Source organism: Streptomyces sp. NPDC048185 (assembly GCF_043202495.1).
Lineage (GTDB): Bacteria > Actinomycetota > Actinomycetes > Streptomycetales > Streptomycetaceae > Streptomyces.
Genome location: NZ_JBIDAN010000014.1, coordinates 190,101 through 208,742, shown reverse-complemented (window position 1 = coordinate 208,742; position 18,642 = coordinate 190,101). Strand labels below are relative to the sequence as shown.

Here is an 18,642-nt window from a genome sequence, read left to right as displayed (position 1 = left end):
GTGAAGTGAAGCCCGCCCGCCGGTCGCCGTCAAGTGCCCCGGCGGCGACCGCGGTTGCGAAGTGCGCGGGTGCGCGGCCGTGCCGCTGCGCGCGCCGGTGAGCGGGGCCCCCGGATGCCGTCGATGATGCGCGTCCAGTTGTCGCCGCCGTGTCCGTCCTCGATCGCCCGCAGGTAGTGGGCCTGCACGGCCAGGGGGAGGGCGAGGTCGAGGCCGAGTGAGGTGCTGGTCTCGACGATGTGGTCGGACGTCGCACCCATCATGGTGACCGTGCTGAGGGCGCCGGGATGCTCTCCGGCGTCGAGCGCGGCACCGGGGTGCTCCTCTCCCGCCCGCAGGATGTCGCCGATCGAGTCGGTGAAGGAGAGCAGCTCCGGCAGGACGTCCCCGGCCTTCATGCCCGCGGTGCCCAGCATCGCGGTGGCGTGCATCAGTCCGGACAAGGTGGTCAGGAACACGGCGAGTTGCGCCTGGTACATCAGCTGGGCGAGGCCCGGGTCCCCGCCCAGGTACTTCGGCGTTCCGAGCAGTGCCAGCGTCTCCCGGTGACGGTCCATCACCTCCTCGCCGCCGCTGTAGAAGACGTACGCTGCCTCCGTGCCGACCATCGGCGCGGGGACCATGACACCTCCGGTGAGGAAGGCGGCGCCATGACCCGCCGCCCAGGCCGACGCCTCGCGGGTGCGCTCGGGAGTGTCGGAGCTCAGGTTGACCAGCGTCCGGCCGGCGAGCCGTCCGGTGGCGGTGCCGAGGATGTCGTACATCGCCCGGTAGTCGGTGAGGCTGAGGAGCACGAGGTCACTCGCCTCGAGCGCCGCGCCGGGTGTCGGCGCGAGCGTGGCGCCGGCGGCGACGACGCCATCGGCCCGGCCGGCGGTGCGGTTCCACACGGTGACCCGGTGGCCGGCGGTGAGAAGGGTCCGGGTCATCGCCTGCCCCATCGGGCCGAGCCCGATCACGGTGACAGTGCTGTTCCGGCTGGTGGTGCGGTTCTGTTCGTTCACCCCTCCATCCTCGGAGAGCGTGACTAGGCTCGGAAGTACCCACTATTTCCTGCGGTACTTACCTTTCAGTAAGGGGATCAGCGATGACCAGGGCGCCGAGGAGCGGGCCTTACATCTGCGGCATCGACGCCGCGCTCGACGTGGTCAGCGGCAAGTGGAAGGGACTGATCCTCTGGGAGCTCGACACCCATCGCGTACGCCGCTTCGCCGAACTCCGCCGCGGTCTGCCGGGGGTGAGCGAGAAGATGCTGACGCAGCACCTGCGCGAGATGGAGGCGGACGGTCTCGTGCACCGCGAGGTGTACGCCGAGGTACCGCCGAGAGTGGAGTACTCCCTGACCGAGCACGGGCACACCCTCAACCGGGCGCTCGGGCCGCTCGGCGTCTGGGGGACCGAGCGGATGCGTCGCGAGGGGTGCGAGTCGGTGGACGTCGCCGGCGCCGGCGTCACCCCGGCGTGAAGCGCACCGGTGTGCCGACCGCGGCCTGGGCCGCCGAGGCGAGGGCGCCCTCGGCGACGACCGCGATCACCGGGTAGCCGCCGGTCGTCGGATGGTCGTGCAGGAACACCACGGGACGTCCGTCCGGCGGGACCTGCACGGCGCCCAGGACCATGCCCTCGCTGGGCAGTTCACCCGTCGACGCCCGTCGCAGCGCCGGCCCCTCGGTGCGCAGGCCGATCCGGTTGCTGTGCGGCGAGACGCGGTACGTCGCCGAGGTGAACGTGCGCAGTGCGTCCGGGGCGAACCAGTCGGCGCGGGGCCCGGGGCGCACCGGGAGGACCAGTTCGGCGGGCGCACCCGGCCAGGGGGCGGCGACGTACGGTGCCGGCCGTGCGGGCATGCCCACCGGGAGGACGTCCCCGTCGCGCAGGGGCGCGGGGCCGAGCCCGGAGAGCAGGTCCGTGGAGCGGCTGCCGAGGACCGGTGCGACGGCGATGCCCCCGGCGACGGCCACGTACGAGCGCACGCCCGCGGTCACCGCTCCCACGTCGAGCACGGCGCCGGCCGGCACCCGCACCGGCGCCCCCCAGGCCGCCGACCGCCCGTCCACCGTCACCGGGCAGGGCGCGCCGCCGACCACGACGGTGACGGCGCGGTCGGACCGCAGGGCGCAGCCGGTCAGGGTGGTCTCCAGGACGGCGGCGTCGACGTCGTTGCCGGCCAGCCGGTTGGCGAGCCGCATCGCCTGTGCGTCCAGCGCGCCCGAGCGCGGCACCCCCAGGTGGGCGTGGCCGCGTCGGCCCGCGTCCTGCACCGTGGTCAGGGCGCCGGCGCGCACGGTCGTCAGCTTGGCGTTCATGCCGCACCCTCCGCCTCGACGAAACGCACCCGGGTACCCGGCGTGAGGAGTGCCGCCTGCTCCCTGTCCGGGTCCCACAGGCGGCTCGGGTCCGGCATGGTGCCGATCAACTGCCAGCCACCGGGCGTGGCGCGGGGGTAGACCGCGCTGTAGGGACCCGCGAGCGCGACCGCTCCGGCCGGGACCCGGGTCCGTGGTGTGGCGCGGCGGGACACGTGCAGCTCCGGGGGCAGCCCGGTGAGGTAGCCGAAGCCCGGTGCGAAACCGCAGAACGCGACACGGTACGTGCGGGAGGAGTGGAGGGCCGCCACCTCGTGCGGGGCGACTCCCCACAGGGCCGCCACGTCGGACAGGTCGGGTCCGTCGTAGCGCACGGCGATCTCCACGACGGGCCCGTCGTCCGCGGCGCCCGCCGGGATCTCCCAGCCGGCGAGCCCGCGGGCCAGCGCCTCGGGGTCCCGCACACCGTCCAGGAGGACGGTCCGCGCTCCCGGCACGATCTCCTCCACCGCGGGAAGGGTCCCCGCCGCGCGCCGCCGCAGCAGCTCGGCGTGGAAGGCGGCGGTGCGCTCGGCGTCGGGCAGCTCGACGAGGAGCGCGTGCCGCCCGGCGGGGCGGGCCGTGAGCAGCGGATCGCCGGTCATGCGAAGGCCCCGACCCCGACCCCGGCCGCCTCCAGCGCCTCGCGCACCCGCGCCGCGATCCGGGCCGCGCCCGGGGTGTCGCCGTGCACGCACAGGGAACGGGCGGCGACCGCGACGGTCGTACCGTCCACCGCCTCGACCGCGCCGTCCACGGCGAACGCCAGCGCCCGCCGCACCACCGCGTCCTCCTCCGTCACCACGGAGTTCGCCTCGCGGCGGGGGACGAGGGTGCCCTCGGGGGTGTAGGCGCGGTCCGCGAAGGCCTCGGGCACGCCGGTGAGGCCGGCGTCCTCGGCGGCGGCGAGCAGCCGCGAGCCCGGCAGGCCGAGGACGGGCAGGTCCCCGCCCGCCAGCCGCACGCCCGCCACCACGGCGCCGGCCTGCTCCGGATCGTGCACCGTGCGGTTGTAGAGCGCGCCGTGCGGCTTCACATAGGCCACCTCGGCCCCGGCGGCCTCGGCGAAGACCCGCAGGGCACCGATCTGGTACGCGACCTCGGCGGCGAGCTCACCGGCGGGCACGTCCATCGTGCGCCGCCCGAAGCCGGCCAGGTCGCGGTAGGACACCTGGGCCCCGATGCGCACCCCGCGCTCGGCGGCGAGGTCGCAGACGCGCCGCATCACCGAGGGGTCGCCCGCGTGGAAACCGCAGGCGACGTTGGCGCTGGTGACGACGGAGAGGAGGGCGTCGTCGTCGGTGAGGGTCCAGCGGCCGAAGCCCTCGCCGAGGTCTGCGTTGAGGTCGATCACCCTTCGAACGTAATGGATTGTTGAACGATTCGACAAGAGGTGAGCGAAGTGCCGGACGCCGGTCCGGATGTGAAAGTCACCTCTTGTTAGATCGTTGAACGATCGTCTAGGGTCCGTGCATCTGCCACGCATCCGGAGTTATGGTCCGAGGACCGCCGAAGCGCCGACTCCGAGACTCCCGGGTCCGTGCCCTGCCCCCAACGCCTGAAGAAGGCCACCGAATGATCGTTCTTCTCGGTGTGGTCGTGGTGATCCTCGGATTCGTCACGCGCCGCAATCCCGTCCTCGTGGTGGGTGTCGCCGGTATCGTCACCGGACTGCTCGGCAAGATGGACCCGCTCGAGGTCCTCGCGGCCTTCGGCCGGTCCTTCGCCGACAGCCGCTCGGTCACCGTCTACGCCATCGTGCTCCCGGTGATCGGCCTGCTGGAGCGCTACGGCCTGCGCGAGCAGGCCCGCAACCTCATCGGTCGCCTGGGCAAGCTCAGCGCCGGCCGCTTCCTCACCGTCTACCTGCTGGTCCGGCAGGTCACCGCGGCCTTCGGCCTGAACAGCATCGGCGGCCCGGCCCAGACCGTGCGGCCCCTCGTGGCGCCCATGGCCGAGGCCGCCGCCGAGCGCTCCACAGGGGCGAAGCTGCCCGACCGCCTGCGGGAGAAGGTCCGCTCCTACTCGGCCTCGGCCGACACCGTGGGCGTCTTCTTCGGCGAGGACTGCTTCATCGCGATCGGCTCCATCCTGCTGATCACCGGCTTCGTGAACTCCACGTACCACCAGGACATCGAACCGACCCAGCTGGCCCTCTGGGCGATCCCGCTCGCCGTCTGCGCCTTCCTCATCCACGGCGCGCGCCTGCTGCTCATGGACCGGCAGCTGGAGCGCGAGATGGCGCTCGCCGCCGCCGAGCACGACCTGCCGCTGCCCGAGGGAGCCGAGAAGTGATCAAGGTCGAATGGCTGTACTGGCTGATAGGCCTCGTCTTCGTCGTCATGGCCGTGCAGATGGCCACCGACCGCAGCAACCCCAAGCGGTGGACGTCCGCCGCCTTCTGGGGCCTGCTCGGTCTCACCTTCCCTTACGGCACCGGCGTCGCCAACGCCACCGCGGACAACGGCGGCTGGACCCTGCCCGCCGAACCGCTCGGCGTCGCGGTCCTCGCCCTGATCGTGCTCGCCGGCTTCAACTTCCTCGGCAAGGGCGTCCCGGTCACCACCACCGGCGAACAGCGCGAGGCCTCCGCGGCCCGGCTCGGCAGCAAGATCTTCATCCCTGCCCTGACGATCCCGCTCGTCGCCATCGTCTGCGCCTCGGTGCTGGACGAGTCCGGCCTCTTCGAAACGGGCAAGGCCACGCTCCTCGGACTGGGCCTCGGCTGCATCGCCGCGCTGGTCGTCGGCATGATCGTCACCGGCGAGAAGAAGATCTCGGTCCCGGTCCACTCCGGCCGCTCCATGCTGGAGGCCATGGGCTCCGCCCTGCTGCTGCCCCAGCTGCTGGCCGTACTCGGTTCGATCTTCGCCGCCGCGGGAGTCGGCGACCAGGTCGGTGACCTCGTCGACAAGGTCCTGCCCGACGACTCCAAGTACCTCGCGGTGATCGCGTACTGCGTCGGCATGTTCCTGTTCACCGTCATCATGGGCAACGCCTTCGCCGCCTTCCCGGTGATGACCGCGGCGATCGGCTGGCCGGTGCTCATCCAGCAGATGCACGGCAACGAACCCGCCGTCCTCGCGATCGGCATGCTGGCCGGCTTCGCCGGCACGCTCTGCACGCCGATGGCCGCCAACTTCAACATCGTCCCGGCGACCCTGCTCGAACTGAAGGACCAGTACGGGCCGATCAAGGCGCAGCTGCCCACGGGGCTCGCGCTCCTCGTCTGCTGCACCGTGATCATGGCCGTCTTCGCCTTCTGAGCCGTCCGTGCCACCGTGCCGCCCGCCCCGCCACCGTAAGGAAGTGCCGTGACCCGCGTCCTCATCACCGGCTTCGCCCCGTTCGGCGGCGAGCGCGTGAACCCGTCCTGGCAGGCGGCGTCCCTGGTGGCCGCCGAACCGCCCGCCGGACTCTCGGTCACCGCCGCCGAGCTGCCCTGCGTCTTCGGAGAGTCCCTCGACGCCCTGCGCGACGCCGTCCGCGCGACCGCACCCGACCTGGTGCTCTGCCTGGGGCAGGCGGGCGGTCGCCCCGGCGTGACCGTCGAACGCGTCGGCATCAACATGGACGACGCGCGCATCCCCGACAACGCGGGCCGGCAGCCCATCGACGAACCGGTCGTCCCGGACGGCCCCGCCGCCTACTTCTCCACCCTCCCCGTCAAGGCCTGCGTCGCCGCCATGCGCCAGGCCGGAGTCCCCGCCGCCGTGTCCAACACCGCCGGAACCTTCGTGTGCAACCACGTCGCCTACGGCCTCGGCCACCTCATCGCCACGCAGTTCCCGCACGTCCGCGGCGGCTTCGTACACGTCCCCTGGGCGCCGGAACAGGTCCCCGACGGCCAGGCGCCGTCCCTGCCGCCCGCCACCGTCGCCCACGGCCTGCGCGCCCTGCTGGCCACCGCCGCCCGCACGCCGGCCGACCACGACCTGAAGGTCACCGAGGGAGCCACCCACTGATGCCGCTCAGCACCCACGCCGCCCCCTTCGCGCGGCTCGCCCTCGCCAACATCACCCGCGAGTACCCCAACTTCCCGGCCCACCTGACCCTCTCCGCCGACGAGCGCGTCGAGCCCCGGACCCTGCACCCGGCCTTCTACGGCGCCTACGACTGGCACTCCTCGGTGCACATGCACTGGCTGCTCGTCCGCCTGCTGCGCCGCCACGGCGGCACACCCGCACTGCCGGACACCGGGCCGGCCGTCGACGTGCTCGACCGGCACCTCACCGCCGACAACCTCGCCACCGAGGCCGCCTACCTCCGCGACCACCCCTCCTTCGAGCGGCCCTACGGCTGGGCCTGGCTGCTCGCGCTCGCCGCCGAGTGCCGCGCCCACCAGGGCCCGGAGGGCGCCCGCTGGACCCGGGCCCTGACGCCCGCCGTCACCGCCGTCGACCGGCTGCTGGCCGACTGGCTGCCGAAGGCCACGTACCCCGTACGCCACGGCAACCACCCCAACAGCGCCTTCGCCCTGGGGCTCGCCCTCGACTCGGGAGAGCTGTCGCCCACGACCGACCGGGCCGTACGGGAACGTCTGCGGTCCTGGTTCGCCGACGACCACGACGCGCCCGCGCACTGGGAACCCTCGGGCCAGGACTTCCTGTCCCCGGCCCTGAGCGAGGCCGACGCGGTACGCAGGGTGCTCCCGGAGGACGAGTTCGCCCCGTGGCTCGACGGCTTCCTCCCCGCGCTCGGCTCCGGTGCGCCCTGCCCGCTGCTGGACGTCCCGGTCGTCTCCGACCACGCCGACCCGCAGATCGGCCACCTGCTCGGCCTGACCCTGAGCAGGGCGGCCGCGCTGCGCTCCCTCGCGGACGCCCTGCCCGACGGACCGGTCCGCAGTCGTCTGGCCGCGGCAGCCGAGGCACACCTCACGGCGGGCCTGCCGGCGGTTGAGCGCGGCGACTTCACCACCGACCACTGGCTGGCGACCTTCGCGACACTGGCCCTGGACCCCGTCACCCGCCACTGACACCCGCCCCGCCCGAGCGGCCGCCGGCACCGCGCGAAATCCAACGGATTCACGCGATGTGCTCCGACCGCAGCCCTTGACACGGTGTGCCCCGGACACACTGATCGAAGAGGGCGGAGCACATGCTGGCGGAACCATCCCCGACGGAACCGCCCGGGCGGCCGTCGGGCACCGTTCGCACCACAGCCCGGCTGGGCCGTCTGAGGGTCGTCACGGTGGACGGCGACCCCTCGCCGGCGCCGTGGACCGCACGGACGATCGCCCAGGGGGACGACGAGTACCTGATCGTCATGCTGCTCGACGGCGGCGCCGCCGACGTCGAGCAGGACGGCCGTGAGATCCGGCTGCCTCCGGGCGGGATCGTCCTCTGCGATTCCGTGCGCCCGAGCCGGATCACGTTCCACCAGCCGTCCCGGGCGACGGCCCTCGTCCTGCCGCGACGGCTCGTGGGCCCGCGGGAGCCCGGCCTGCAACGCCTCACGGCGACGGCCATCGGTCCGGACACGCTGCTCGGTTCGCTGCTGCCGCCCCTGCTCGCCCGGCTCGCGGACACGGCGGCGGCCTGCCCGCCGGGCACGGGCGAGGCGCTGGCCCGCAGCACCGTCGACCTGCTGGCCGTCCTGATCGAGGCGCGAACGGCGGGGGAGGCGGCCGACGCGCCGACCGCGGCCCAGGCGTGGCTGGCGCGCATCCAGGCCCACATCGACCGGCATCTCGCCGACCCCGGACTGACGCCGGAGGCCGTCGCCGCCGCCCACCAGATCTCCGTGCGGTACCTGCACCGGCTCTTCCAGGCCGAGGGCACCACCGTCGGGAGGTGGATCCGGCGTCGCCGGCTGGAGGAGTGCCGGCGCGAGCTGGCCCGCCGGGACGCGGCGGACCGGACCGTCGCCGCCGTGGCCCGCCGGTGGGGATTCACCAACGCCACCCACTTCAGCCGGGTGTTCCGGGCCGCCTACGGGCTGTCCCCCGGCGAGTGGCGCGACTCCGCGCTGCCGAAGCCCCGCACGCCCGCCGCCCTGGCACGTGGCGAGCGGGCGATGCCACGTGCCACGGCGGCGGCCTCAGGCCGGCAGACCCGGGACGAGGCGGCCTGAGGCTGGCAGGCCCGGGGTGAGGCGGCCTGAGGCTGGCAGGCCCGGGGTGAGGCGGCCTGAGGCTGGCAGGCCCGGGGTGAGGCGGCCCGAGGCCGGCAGACCCGGGGTGAGGCGGCCTGAAGCGAGCAGGCCCGGGGTGAGGCGGCCCGAGGCGAGAAGGCCTGGGTCGAGAGGGCCCGGGGCGAGGCGGCGGGAGGCGCGGAGTCCTGGGCCGAAGAAGGCCGTTCCCGCCGTGTCCGCCCAGGTCAGTACCATGGTGGACGCCCGGCACGTCGTCCGTGCCCGCCGGAACCGCCCTGACGCACCGGCGGCCGACGCCGTCGCGGAGTCACCGGCGGGCGGGACACAGGGAGGGACGTGCGTGGCGAGGCCGGGGAGGTCCCTGTCCCGCAGCGGTCTGCGCGGCCGGGAGAAGGAACTGTCCGAGCTGCGGGCGGTGATCGCCTCGGTGACCCGCACCGGCAGCGGCGCGCTCGCCCTCGTCAAGGGGGAGCCGGGCATCGGCAAGAGCACACTGCTCGCCGAGGCCGTCGCCGGGAGCAGGGCGGCCGGATTCCGGGTCGGCCCGGGCAAGGCCGACGAACTGCACCACATCGTGCCGCTGTCGTCGCTGGCGTCCTGTGTCCTGCACGGCGACCGGCCGCTGTTGTCCGGGGACGCCCTCACGGATCTCGCCCGCCACCACGACCAGCGCATCTGGCTGCTGGAGCGGCTCGCCGAGGCGATCGAGGCCGAAGCGGGCCGCAACCCGGTGCTGATCGCCCTGGACGACGTGCAGTGGGCCGATCCGCTGAGCCGGTTCGCCCTGACCCAGCTCCCCGCACGCCTGCGCACGTCACCGGTGCTCTGGCTGCTGACCACGCGACTGGAACCGGCCGGCCCGGCCGACGAGATCGTGGCCGCCGCCACGGGCGAACTCCCAACGGTCACTGTGCCGTTGGCGCCACTGACCGGCGAGGCCATCCGCCAGCTGGCCGGCGACACGCTGGGCACGTCCGTCGACGAGCGGATACGCGGCCTGCTCAACGGAGCCGGCGGCAACCCGTTCCTGGCCGTCGAGATGCTCGCGGGAGTGAGGGCCGCCGGTGCCGAGGGCGCCCCGGTGCACCCGGGGCTCGTCATGGGCGTGCGCGGCCGGCTCAGGTCCCTGAGCCCCGGCACCCTGCGCTTCCTCCAGATGGGAGCGGTACTGGGCCGCGGGTTCGGCTTCACCCAGGCCGCCGCCCTGTGCGGCCGGACACCCACCGAGCTGGTCGCGGCACTCGAGGAGGCGGTGCGCGCCGGACTCCTGGACGACGACGGCGACCAACTGCTGTTCCGGCACGATCTGCTGCGGCAGGCGGTCTACGTCGACATCCCGCCGTCGGCCCGCAAGGCACTGCACCGCGAGGCCGCCAGGCACCTGGCCGCCGCCGGGCACCGGCCGATCGACACGGTCCCGCACATCCTCAAGGGAGCACTGCCCGGCGACGAGGAGGCCGTCGCGCTGCTGCGGCGGGCCGCCGAGGAGGTGCTGCCGGTCACGCCCGGCCTCGCGGCCGACCTGATGACCCGGGCCCTGGAACTCGTGCCGCCCGCCGGGCCGTCGGGCTTCGCCGTGGGGGAGCGGGCGATCGTCTGCCAGACACGGGCGGGCCGGAACCGGGAGGCCCTCGCGACCGGTGACCGGCTGCTGGCTCTCCGGCCCTCCCCCGAGGAGTTCGGCCGGCTGCAGGCCGCGCTCGGCGCGACCCTGTGGAACATGGACCTCGCCGACGAACTGCGCCGCCGGACGGAAACCGCGCTCGCCGTCACCGGCGCCGCTCCGGAGGTGGGCGCGAGGCTGGCCGCCCTGCGCGCGCTCGCGCTGTCCCGGGGAGCCGACCTGGCCGCCGCGCGCGAGGCGGGTGAGGGCGCACTGCGCGACGCCGTCGAGACCGGTGACCGCGAGGCGCACGTCCTGGCCCTGTCCGGGCTCGGGGAGATCGCCCTGAACGCCGGGGAGAACGCCGTGGCGCTGAAGCACTTCACCGCCCTCAGCGCCGTCGATCCGGCCTTCCTGCCCGAGGAGATCGTCGCCCACCAGCACCTGGACGACTTCGCGTCCGCCGAGCGGCTGCTGCTGCGGGCGGCGGACGACGCGGGATCGCCGCGTCAGGCGATGCTGCTGTGGGCCCAGGGACAGCAGCACCTGGGGCTCGGCCGCCTCGACGACGCCGAGGCGGACCTGGTGACGATGGAACGCCTGGAGGAGGACGTACGGACCCCCGTCCAGCACGTGAACTCCCGGGTGATCCGCTCCCGGATCGCGCTGCTGCGCGGCGACGGGGAAGCGGCGCGGGCACACCTGGCCGCCGCGCGGGAGGGCCTGGCCGCCAAACCGAACCCGGGCAACACGGCGGCCGTCCGGTTCCTGGAAGCGGTCGTCGCGGAGGCCGACGGCGACACCGCGTCGGCCGTCGACAGCATCCGGCAGGTGCAGGAGAGCGGCCCCTTCATGCGCTGGCGCCTGCTGCGCACCTGGGTCGACACCGCGGTGCGCATCGCCCTGCGCGCCGCGGACCGCGCACTCGCCGAGGACCTGGCCGCACAGGCCCGGGAACACGCCGCGCGCAACCCAGCCGTGCCCACCGCGACGGGCGTCGCGGCGCAGGCGACCGGGCTGCTCAGGAACGATCCCGCCCTGCTGGCACACGCCGTGACGCTGCTCGGGACCTGCCCGCGCCCGCTGGTCCGGGCCGCGGCCCTCGCCGACCTCGGACGGGCGCTGCGGGCCACGGGCGCGAACGCGCGCGCCGCCGCGCCCCTGGAGGAGGCCCGGGCCCTCTTCACCGCGTCGGGCGCGGACGCGGCGGCGGCACAGGCGGTGCGGGACCCGGGTGCCGCGGACGCGGGCGGCCACCGGACCGTGATCAGGCAGCGACCCGTCCAGGGATGGGAGGCGCTCACCGCCTCGGAGAAGAAGGTCGCCCGCCTCATCGCCGAGGGGCACACCAACCGGTCGGCCGCCGACCGGCTCGTCGTCTCCCCGCACACCATCAACACGCATCTGACCTCCGCCTTCCGCAAGCTCTCGGTCAACTCACGGGTCCAGCTCGCCCACGTCGTCATGGCCTTGCGCGAGGACTGAGCGGCACGCCTGGTACGTTCACGCGATGCCCGCCCGGCCCGATGGAGGGGAGCGCGCCCGTTGTTCACGGGGCGGTCGCCGGGGCATCTCTCCCGGTGTCTACGCTGGCCGGGTCGTCACGGAGGCCCCGAAAGCACCTGTCACCCCTCGGGGCCGGCCATCCGGACATGCGCGTCACGCGGGAGCGAGCACCATGACCTCACCTGTCGGACCGGCGGCACGGCGGACCGCCGGCCTCTTCGGGACCGTCGGCCTGCTGCTGGCCGCCACCGCGTGCGGCCCCACGCCCGGTACGGCGGCCGTCGGTGACGAGGTCACCTCCATCACCGCGCTCGACTACTACACCGACGACACCGAGCACGCGCAGTGGAGCGGATGGCTCGACGCCTGCGGGAAGGCCGCCGGGGTGAAGGTCGAGCACACCAGTGTTCCCGGGCCGTCGCTCGTTCCCACGGTCCTGCGCCGGGCGTCGTCGAGGACCCTGCCCGACCTGCTGATGCTGGACAACGCCGACCTGCAGCAGATCGCGCAGACCGGGGCGCTGACGCCGCTGGACCGGTACGGCATCGACTTCGACGGCTTCGGCGAGGCGATCCTGTCGGCGGGCACCTACGACGGCACGGTGTACGGTCTGGCGCCGACCGTCAGCACGGTCGTCCTCTTCTACGACAGGGACGCCCTGTCCGAGGCCGGCGTGGCCGTGCCCAGGACCTGGGACGAGCTGAAGGCGGCGGCGGCCGAACTGACCCGCCCGGGCCGGTACGGCATGGCGGTCGACGCGAACGCCACCTTCGAGGCCGCCTGGCAGTTCCTGCCCTTCCTGTGGTCCAACGGCGGGGACGAACGGCGGCTGGACTCCCCGCAGGCCGAAGGGGCACTGCGGCTGTGGGCGGACCTGGTCGAGAGCGGTTCCATGTCGAAGTCGGTGCTGAACTGGAACCAGGCCGATCTCCACGACCAGTTCGTCGCCGGCCGGACGGCCATGATGATCAACGGGCCCTGGCGGATCCCCGCCATGAACGAGGCCGGCAACCTCGACTGGGGGATGGCGCCGGTCCCCGTCCCGACGGCGGGCGCGTCCCCCGTCACACCGATCGGCGGCGAGGTGTGGACCGTTCCGGAGAGCGCGTCCACCGCCCGGCAGGAGAAGGCCGCGCGGGTGCTCGCCTGCCTGAACGACTCACGGACCATGCTCGACCAGGCCGAGCAGCGGTACACCGTGCCCTCGCGCCCCGCGGTGGCCGCCCGGTACGCCGACCGGGTCCCCTCCATGTCGGCCTTCGTCGAGAGCGTCGGGCGAGCCCGCTCCCGGACCAGCAGGCTCGGCGTCGAGTGGCCCGACGCGGCGACCGGGATCTACACGGCGATCCAGTCCGCGCTGACGGGGGAGCAGACACCGCGGGAGGCGCTGAGCCGGGCGCAGCGGACCGCCACAGGTTCCTGACGCTCCCCGCCGGACTCCCGCCGGCCGCCCGCCCGGCAGATGCCAGGCACGCCGTTCTCACCGGCCGTGCGCTCAGGGAACGGATGCCGTGCGCTCGGAGGCACACGCCCGGTCCCGCCGGGCCCTAGCCTCGCGGCCGGACGTCGGTTTCCGCCGGTGCCGGCGGGCGATCACCGCTCCGGCCGTACCGGGTGCCTGCTCATGACGGAGACCCGGTTGAAGGCGTTGATGGTGACCGCCACCCAGATCACCGCCGAGATCTGGTCGTCGGTCAGCACCTCGCGTGCGGCCGTCGTGGCGGCGTCGCGCGCGGCGTTGTCGGCCGGCCGGGTCGTCGCCTCGGCCAGCGCGAGGGCCGCGCGTTCCACCGGGGTGAACAGCTCGGTGTCCCGCCAGGCGGCGAGCACCCCGAGGCGCTGCGTGGTCTCGCCCGCGCGGAGGGCGGCCCGGGTGTGGACGTCCAGGCAGTACGCGCAGCCGTTGAGCTGGGAGACGCGCAGGTTGACCAGTTCCATCAGGGCCCGGTCGAAGCCCGCTGCGGCGGCCGCCGCGCGGACCGCCTCCGAGGTGCGTACCAGGGCCTGGTACGGCTCCGGGCTCTGCTTGTCGATGAAGATCCGTCGGTCCTCGGACATCGGCAGGGTGCTGCTCAACCTGGGCTCCTTGGGACGCAGCCGGTGGGGACGGCATGGGCGAGAGTGGCAGATAGTTGAATGTGAAAGTATCATGACGACGAGAGGTGCTTCCCATGAGCAATGTCGAGACAAGCCCCCAGGAAGTCCGCTGCGGAGCGGTGGACGGTGACGAGCGGCCGGGCGCGGTACGGGTCGAGGTGCTCACGCCGCGCGACGTGCCGCTGGGCGGTCCGCGCGCCATGACCGTCCGGCGGACCCTGCCGCAACGCACCCGGACCCTGATCGGCGCCTGGTGCTTCGTCGACCACTACGGCCCCGACGACGTCACCGTCACCGGGGGCATGGACGTCGCCCCGCATCCGCACACGGGGCTGCAGACGGTGAGCTGGCTGTTCAGCGGTGAGATCGAGCACCGGGACAGCCTCGGCAGCCACGCCCTGGTGCGGCCCGGCGAGCTGAACCTGATGACCGGCGGACACGGCATCAGTCACTCGGAGGTGTCCACCCCGCGGACCACGGTCCTGCACGGCGTGCAGCTGTGGGTGGCCCTGCCGGACGAACACCGGCACACCGCACGCGACTTCCGGCACCACGCACCGGAGCCCGTGCGGACCGACGGTGCCGAGATCAGGGTGTTCCTGGGCCGACTGGCCGGCGCGGTCTCGCCCGTGCCGACGTTCACGCCCCTGCTCGGCGCCGAGATCACCCTCGCGCCGCACGCCTCCCTCACCCTGTCCGTGGATCCCCGCTTCGAACACGGGCTGCTCGTGGACCGCGACGTCCGTCTGGCCGGCACGCCGCTGCGCCCGGCGGAACTGGGCTACGTGAGTCCCGGCGCCGGCACTCTGACGGTCCGCAACGAGTCCGACGAGCCGGCGCGCACGGTGCTGCTCGGCGGGACTCCGTTCGACGAGGAGATCGTCATGTGGTGGAACTTCATCGGACGGTCACATGACGAGATCGTACAGGCTCGCGAGGACTGGATGAAGGGCTCCCGTTTCGGCGAGGTACACGGCTACGACGGGGCGCCCCTGCCCGCGCCGGAGCTGCCGAATGCGCCCTTGAAGCCGCGAGGAAGGCTACGCTGACCTGCGGAAACGAGGGTCCCGGGCCCGTTGTGCAGGGCCTGCTGAAGGCGGGCGGTCACCGGACGGCACGCGATGCGGTGGGGTGACGGTGACACTTGTCCATGGCAGCACTCCGTTGTCGACCGCGGTGGAGCCGAACGGAACCGGACTCACGGGCCACCGCGGAGTGACTCGTCGTCCAATGACGCGATCTTGCGGAGGATGGCGACGGCCAGCTCCCGCTCGTCACCGGGCAGCGCGTCGAGGAGCTGCTCGTTGATGTCCTCGGCCGGGCCGATCAGGGAGTCGAGCAGTGCGGAGCCCTCGTCGGTGAGGCTCAGCAGGGTCCGTCGGCGGTCCTCCTCGTCGCGCACCTGACTGACGTAGTGCTGGTCGGTCAGTCGACGGACGATGTGGTTGACCGTCGAGCGGTCCAGTGAGGTGAAGCGGGCAAGGGTGCGCTGGTCGATGCCCGGGTGGCGGCTGAGGGCGTTGAGGACGGCGAACTGCTGGGAGGTGATCTCCCGGGACACGTGCCGGTACCACAGAGAGGTGTGCACCTGTTCCGCGCGCCGGATCAGGTGCCCGACGTAGTTGTGCAGTTCGAGTGCGTGCGCCACAGTGTTCCGTCCGTCTGTCGCCGGGGTGGTGCCGGCCGGGGAGACGGCCGGTGTGGGGAGTCTACGAGTGCCGGCACCACCTGGCGGCGACAGCGGGATCAGTGGCCGCGGCGGCCGGGGCGCTGGTCGTAGGGGGTGCCACGGGAGCCGTCGACGCCGACCTCCAGACGACCGACCTTCTCGATGTCGAGGACCACGCGGTCACCGTGGGTGAGAGGTCCCACTCCGGCCGGGGTGCCAGTGGCGATCACGTCACCCGGGTGGAGGGTCATGACGGAGGAGGTGTAGGCGATCAGCTCACGGACGCCGAAGATGAGGTCCGCGGTGTTGGTGCGCTGCCGGGTGGTGCCGCCGACGTCGCAGCGCAGGTCGAGGGTGTCCGGGTCCGGGATCTCGTCCGCGGTCACGATCCACGGGCCGAGAGGGGTGAAGGTGTCGAAGGACTTGCGGGTGGAGCGGTCCTCGCCGGAACGGACGGTGATGTCCAGGACGCAGGTGTAGCCGAAGACGTGGTCCAGGGCGTCGTCCGCGCTCACGTGCGAGGCGGTGCGGCCGATGACGACGCCCAGCTCGCCTTCCTGGTCGGTGCGCTTGTCGGAGTAGGGGAGGAGGATGTCCTCGCCCGGGCCGATGACGGAGGAGTTCGCCTTGAGGAAGACGCCGAGGTCCGCGACCGAGGTGGTGTACTCCATCTCGGCCTTGTGGTCGAGGTAGTTGACCGGCGCGCCGACGATCTTCCCCGGACGGGGGAGGGGCGCCTCCAGGGCCGCTTCGGCCAGCGGGAACCGAGGCCGGCCGGCGAGGTCGAACTGAAAGGTCTCCCCGTCGCTGGTCGTCTCGATGTAGCGCTGGAGCGCGCCGACGGGGCCGGCGGTGTCGGCTGCGGCAACCTGGTCGGTCACGTCGACGAGGTCGTCGCTGTCGACGAGTCCGAGGCGTCCCTTGTTGAACAGGGCCAGACGCATGATGGCCTCCTTGTGGGTGTCGGGTGCGGATCAGGCGCCGGGGTCGGCGTCTTCGGTGCGGTAGAGGCCGAGGGAGCGCATGACCGGCTCGTCGCTGTAGGAGAACAGGACGGCGTCCGCAGAGGGCGAGGTGTTGACGTGACGGTAGGAGGCCCAGCCGGGGACGGCGAAGGTGTCGTGCTCGGACCACTCCAGTCGTTCGCCGTCGACGATCGTGGCGCCCTCGCCGCGGACGACGTTGAAGACGGTCGAGGCCGTGTGGCGGCGGCCGGCTCCCTCGAAGCCGGGGCGCAGCCGCTGGACGCGGCAGCCGATGGTGGGCATGACCGGACCGCCGGTCCAGGGGTTGGTGTACTCCAGGACGACACCGTCGACGTCGCTGCCGTCGGCCGTGCCGGCGATGGCGTCCAGGGCGCGCTCCGTCTCCTGCCAGGTGTAGCGGGTGACGGGGGAGTTGGGTCCGTCCTGGGTGAGCCAGGCGGGGGTGAGCCGGCCGTGCAGGAACTGGCGGCTGCCGGCGTCGTCCGGCTTGGTCACGGGCTGGAGACGCTGCGGGTACTGCTCGTAAAAGCCGGCTTCCAACGCGTTGACCAGGGGGTAGTCGAGGGCGTCGAGCCAGATCATCGGCGCGTCGCCCTCGTGGGTGTGGTCGTGCCAATGCCAGCCCGGGGTGAGCAGGAGGTCACCGGGGGCCATGAAGACCCGCTCGCCGTTGACCGTGGTCCAGGCACCGTCGCCCTCGAGGATGAAGCGGAAGGCGTTGGAGGTGTGCCGGTGCGCCTGAGCGGTCTCGCCGGGCAGGATGATCTGCAGGCCCGCGTAGAGGGTGTTGACCGTGGCCGGAGGGTCGGTGAGGCCGGGGTTGACGAGCATGAGGACCCGTCGTTCGGCCTCCTCCAGGGACAGGGTCTGGGAGAAGTGCAGGAGGTGCGGGCGCAGTTCGCGCCAGCTCCAGCGGTGGGGGACGGCCCGGCTCTTGGGCTGGGCGGGGAACAGGTTGCCGTAGAAGCGCCACAGCGGGGCGGCGCCCAGACCCTCCAGGGCCTTGTACGCGAGTTCGTCGGTCGTCATGGTGTCCTCCTTCGCTGGCTGGGTCACAGGGCGGGAACAGGGGCGGATGTGGGGGTCCACACCCAGGAGATGTCGTCGAACGCCTCGGGGCCGCGCGACGAGAGGAGCATGTTGCGCAGGGTGGCTCCCATGCCTTCCAGGTGGCAGATCTCGCCGAAGCGGCGGGCGTTGGTCTGGATGCGGGCGGCTCGCTCGCGACGCCGGTCCGCGTACGCGGTGAAGGCTTGCGCGGGGTCCGCGTACTGGCCGAGAGCGTGGCCGAGTGCCACGGCGTCCTCCAGCGCCTGGCACGCGCCCTGCGCGAGGTACTGGAGCATGGGGTGGGCGGCGTCTCCGAGGAGCGCGATCCGGTCGTGCACCCAGGTGTCGATCGGGGCGCGGTCGAACAGCGGCCAGCGACGGTCGCGCGAGACGAGGGGCAGGGCGTCACGCACGGCCTCGCAGGCGCCGCCGAAGCGCTCCTCCAGCTCGGCCTCGGTGCCCCAGTCGTCGGAGTCCGGCGTGTAGTGGTCGCTCTCGAAGACGGCGACCTGGTTGTACAGCTCACCGCGACGCACGGGGTACTGCACCAGGTGCATGCGCGGTCCGGCCCAGACCATCACCGCCTCCGAGGCGGCGTGCTGGGACATCCGGCCGCTCATCTTCTCGGTGGGCAGGGCCCCGCGGAATGCGACGTAGCGTGAGCAGACCGGTTCGCCGTCGCCCACCAGCGCCTGGCGCAGGCGGGAATGCAGTCCGTCCGCCGCGACGACCGCGTCGGCGGTCAGCATCGTGTGGTCCTCCGCGAAGTGCAGGCGCACCCCGGTGCCGTCCTGTTCGGCCTCGGCGACGGTGTGTCCGGTGCGTAGTGTGACGCCGGGGTGCTCCCGGCAGGCGGCCAGCAACGCGGCGTGCAGGTCGGTGCGGTGGGTGACCAGGTAGGGGTGGGCGAAGCGTTCGGTGTAGGCCGCGCCGCGCAGGTCGAGGGCGGTGACCTCGTCGCCGGTGAGCGCGTCCATCATCACCAGCCGGGGCGGTGCCACCGCGGTGTGCCGGACGGCCGGCAACACGCCGAGTTCGTCGAGGGCGAGGGAGGCGTTCGGGGCGAGCTGCAGGCCGGCCCCGATCTCGCCGAACCGGGCGGCTCGCTCCACGAGCGTCACGCGGTGACCGGCACGGGCGGTCGCCAGCGCGGCGGCCAGTCCGCCGATGCCGCCGCCGACTACGGCGATGTGGAGTGGAGAGGGGGTGACGGGCATCTGGCCTCCATGAGTCAGCACGGGAGGGCACCGAAATGCGGAGGCGGTCGAATCCGACTCCGTAATGATCAGT

The 18,642-nt window shown here is 73.1% G+C and carries 18 protein-coding genes; 9 read left to right on the top strand and 9 right to left on the bottom strand.

Features of this window, described 5'->3' with window-relative positions:
• Positions 1-29: 29 nt before the first annotated feature.
• Positions 30-1,004, bottom strand: coding sequence for an NAD(P)-binding domain-containing protein (locus ACGF3H_RS32150; RefSeq protein ID WP_362491386.1), 975 nt, complete (start codon positions 1,002-1,004; stop codon positions 30-32).
• Between the two features lie 83 nt (positions 1,005-1,087).
• On the opposite strand from ACGF3H_RS32150, the gene ACGF3H_RS32145 reads away from it, so the two are divergent.
• On the top strand, positions 1,088-1,465 hold the full coding sequence (locus ACGF3H_RS32145; RefSeq protein ID WP_362491388.1) for a helix-turn-helix domain-containing protein: 378 nt from the start codon (positions 1,088-1,090) through the stop codon (positions 1,463-1,465).
• Here the strand turns inward: ACGF3H_RS32145 and ACGF3H_RS32140 are convergent.
• From ACGF3H_RS32140 to ACGF3H_RS32130, 3 genes are read right to left on the bottom strand one after another with little or no spacing between them, the layout of a single operon-like run.
• A complete protein-coding gene (locus tag ACGF3H_RS32140) occupies positions 1,452-2,306 on the bottom strand; it encodes a biotin-dependent carboxyltransferase family protein (protein ID WP_362491390.1) in 855 nt (284 codons plus the stop codon). The genes ACGF3H_RS32145 and ACGF3H_RS32140 overlap by 14 nt on opposite strands.
• A complete protein-coding gene (locus tag ACGF3H_RS32135) occupies positions 2,303-2,950 on the bottom strand; it encodes an allophanate hydrolase subunit 1 (RefSeq protein WP_362491393.1) in 648 nt (215 codons plus the stop codon). The genes ACGF3H_RS32140 and ACGF3H_RS32135 overlap by 4 nt, the downstream gene beginning before the upstream one ends.
• Positions 2,947-3,699 carry a 5-oxoprolinase subunit PxpA gene (locus ACGF3H_RS32130; RefSeq protein ID WP_362491396.1) on the bottom strand — a complete coding sequence of 251 codons (753 nt, stop codon included), beginning with the start codon at positions 3,697-3,699 and terminating at the stop codon, positions 2,947-2,949. The genes ACGF3H_RS32135 and ACGF3H_RS32130 overlap by 4 nt, the downstream gene beginning before the upstream one ends.
• 221 nt (positions 3,700-3,920) lie before the next feature.
• Here ACGF3H_RS32130 and ACGF3H_RS32125 point away from each other — a divergent pair, with 221 nt between their 5' ends.
• The 7 genes from ACGF3H_RS32125 to ACGF3H_RS32095 all read left to right on the top strand — a co-directional run bounded on the left by ACGF3H_RS32125 (position 3,921) and on the right by ACGF3H_RS32095 (position 12,973).
• Entirely contained in the window at positions 3,921-4,640 is a 720-nt protein-coding gene (locus ACGF3H_RS32125) for a DUF969 domain-containing protein (RefSeq protein ID WP_362491398.1), read from the top strand.
• Positions 4,637-5,611 carry a DUF979 domain-containing protein gene (locus tag ACGF3H_RS32120; RefSeq protein ID WP_362491400.1) on the top strand — a complete coding sequence of 325 codons (975 nt, stop codon included), beginning with the start codon at positions 4,637-4,639 and terminating at the stop codon, positions 5,609-5,611. Before ACGF3H_RS32125 ends, ACGF3H_RS32120 begins: the two co-directional genes overlap by 4 nt.
• A 48-nt stretch (positions 5,612-5,659) precedes the next feature.
• A complete protein-coding gene (gene pcp / locus ACGF3H_RS32115; protein ID WP_362491402.1) occupies positions 5,660-6,310 on the top strand; it encodes a pyroglutamyl-peptidase I in 651 nt (216 codons plus the stop codon).
• Entirely contained in the window at positions 6,310-7,323 is a 1,014-nt protein-coding gene (locus ACGF3H_RS32110) for a DUF2891 domain-containing protein (RefSeq protein ID WP_362491405.1), read from the top strand. The genes pcp and ACGF3H_RS32110 overlap by 1 nt, the downstream gene beginning before the upstream one ends.
• A gap of 122 nt (positions 7,324-7,445) precedes the next feature.
• Positions 7,446-8,420 carry a helix-turn-helix domain-containing protein gene (locus tag ACGF3H_RS32105; RefSeq protein ID WP_362491407.1) on the top strand — a complete coding sequence of 325 codons (975 nt, stop codon included), beginning with the start codon at positions 7,446-7,448 and terminating at the stop codon, positions 8,418-8,420.
• A gap of 361 nt (positions 8,421-8,781) precedes the next feature.
• Positions 8,782-11,529: an AAA family ATPase gene (locus ACGF3H_RS32100; protein WP_362491408.1), complete on the top strand. Its 2,748-nt coding sequence runs from the start codon at positions 8,782-8,784 to the stop codon at positions 11,527-11,529.
• 193 nt (positions 11,530-11,722) lie between these two features.
• The gene (locus tag ACGF3H_RS32095) at positions 11,723-12,973 is read left to right on the top strand and encodes an extracellular solute-binding protein (protein WP_362491410.1); all 1,251 of its coding nucleotides are present in this window, start codon (positions 11,723-11,725) and stop codon (positions 12,971-12,973) included.
• A 170-nt stretch (positions 12,974-13,143) separates the two neighbouring features.
• Here the strand turns inward: ACGF3H_RS32095 and ACGF3H_RS32090 are convergent, their stop codons facing one another.
• Positions 13,144-13,608, bottom strand: a complete 465-nt coding sequence (locus tag ACGF3H_RS32090) for a carboxymuconolactone decarboxylase family protein (RefSeq protein WP_393816566.1) — start codon at positions 13,606-13,608, stop codon at positions 13,144-13,146.
• Between the two features lie 113 nt (positions 13,609-13,721).
• On the opposite strand from ACGF3H_RS32090, the gene ACGF3H_RS32085 reads away from it, so the two are divergent.
• Positions 13,722-14,696 carry a pirin family protein gene (locus ACGF3H_RS32085; RefSeq protein WP_362491416.1) on the top strand — a complete coding sequence of 325 codons (975 nt, stop codon included), beginning with the start codon at positions 13,722-13,724 and terminating at the stop codon, positions 14,694-14,696.
• Positions 14,697-14,845: 149 nt separating this feature from the next.
• Here ACGF3H_RS32085 and ACGF3H_RS32080 read toward each other — a convergent pair whose 3' ends face one another.
• From ACGF3H_RS32080 to ACGF3H_RS32065, 4 genes are all read right to left on the bottom strand, one after another.
• Positions 14,846-15,295: a MarR family transcriptional regulator gene (locus ACGF3H_RS32080; RefSeq protein ID WP_362491418.1), complete on the bottom strand. Its 450-nt coding sequence runs from the start codon at positions 15,293-15,295 to the stop codon at positions 14,846-14,848.
• Positions 15,296-15,393: 98 nt separating this feature from the next.
• Positions 15,394-16,260 carry a fumarylacetoacetate hydrolase family protein gene (locus tag ACGF3H_RS32075; RefSeq protein ID WP_362491421.1) on the bottom strand — a complete coding sequence of 289 codons (867 nt, stop codon included), beginning with the start codon at positions 16,258-16,260 and terminating at the stop codon, positions 15,394-15,396.
• A 30-nt stretch (positions 16,261-16,290) separates the two neighbouring features.
• The gene (locus ACGF3H_RS32070) at positions 16,291-17,331 is read right to left on the bottom strand and encodes a cupin domain-containing protein (protein WP_362491424.1); all 1,041 of its coding nucleotides are present in this window, start codon (positions 17,329-17,331) and stop codon (positions 16,291-16,293) included.
• A 23-nt stretch (positions 17,332-17,354) separates the two neighbouring features.
• Entirely contained in the window at positions 17,355-18,569 is a 1,215-nt protein-coding gene (locus ACGF3H_RS32065) for an FAD-dependent monooxygenase (protein ID WP_362491427.1), read from the bottom strand.
• Between the last annotated feature and the right edge of the window lie 73 nt (positions 18,570-18,642).

What these genes read in the sequence shown, in the direction of transcription:
- ACGF3H_RS32145 (WP_362491388.1), top strand. Translation starts at nt 1,088, where the DNA reads ATGACCAGGGCGCCGAGGAGCGGGCCTTACATCTGCGGCATCGACGCC.
- ACGF3H_RS32140 (WP_362491390.1), bottom strand. Translation starts at nt 2,306, where the DNA reads ATGAACGCCAAGCTGACGACCGTGCGCGCCGGCGCCCTGACCACGGTG.
- ACGF3H_RS32135 (WP_362491393.1), bottom strand. Translation starts at nt 2,950, where the DNA reads ATGACCGGCGATCCGCTGCTCACGGCCCGCCCCGCCGGGCGGCACGCG.
- ACGF3H_RS32125 (WP_362491398.1), top strand. Translation starts at nt 3,921, where the DNA reads ATGATCGTTCTTCTCGGTGTGGTCGTGGTGATCCTCGGATTCGTCACG.
- ACGF3H_RS32110 (WP_362491405.1), top strand. Translation starts at nt 6,310, where the DNA reads ATGCCGCTCAGCACCCACGCCGCCCCCTTCGCGCGGCTCGCCCTCGCC.
- ACGF3H_RS32105 (WP_362491407.1), top strand. Translation starts at nt 7,446, where the DNA reads ATGCTGGCGGAACCATCCCCGACGGAACCGCCCGGGCGGCCGTCGGGC.
- ACGF3H_RS32095 (WP_362491410.1), top strand. Translation starts at nt 11,723, where the DNA reads ATGACCTCACCTGTCGGACCGGCGGCACGGCGGACCGCCGGCCTCTTC.
- ACGF3H_RS32090 (WP_393816566.1), bottom strand. Translation starts at nt 13,608, where the DNA reads ATGTCCGAGGACCGACGGATCTTCATCGACAAGCAGAGCCCGGAGCCG.
- ACGF3H_RS32085 (WP_362491416.1), top strand. Translation starts at nt 13,722, where the DNA reads ATGAGCAATGTCGAGACAAGCCCCCAGGAAGTCCGCTGCGGAGCGGTG.
- ACGF3H_RS32075 (WP_362491421.1), bottom strand. Translation starts at nt 16,260, where the DNA reads ATGCGTCTGGCCCTGTTCAACAAGGGACGCCTCGGACTCGTCGACAGC.
- ACGF3H_RS32070 (WP_362491424.1), bottom strand. Translation starts at nt 17,331, where the DNA reads ATGACGACCGACGAACTCGCGTACAAGGCCCTGGAGGGTCTGGGCGCC.
- ACGF3H_RS32065 (WP_362491427.1), bottom strand. Translation starts at nt 18,569, where the DNA reads ATGCCCGTCACCCCCTCTCCACTCCACATCGCCGTAGTCGGCGGCGGC.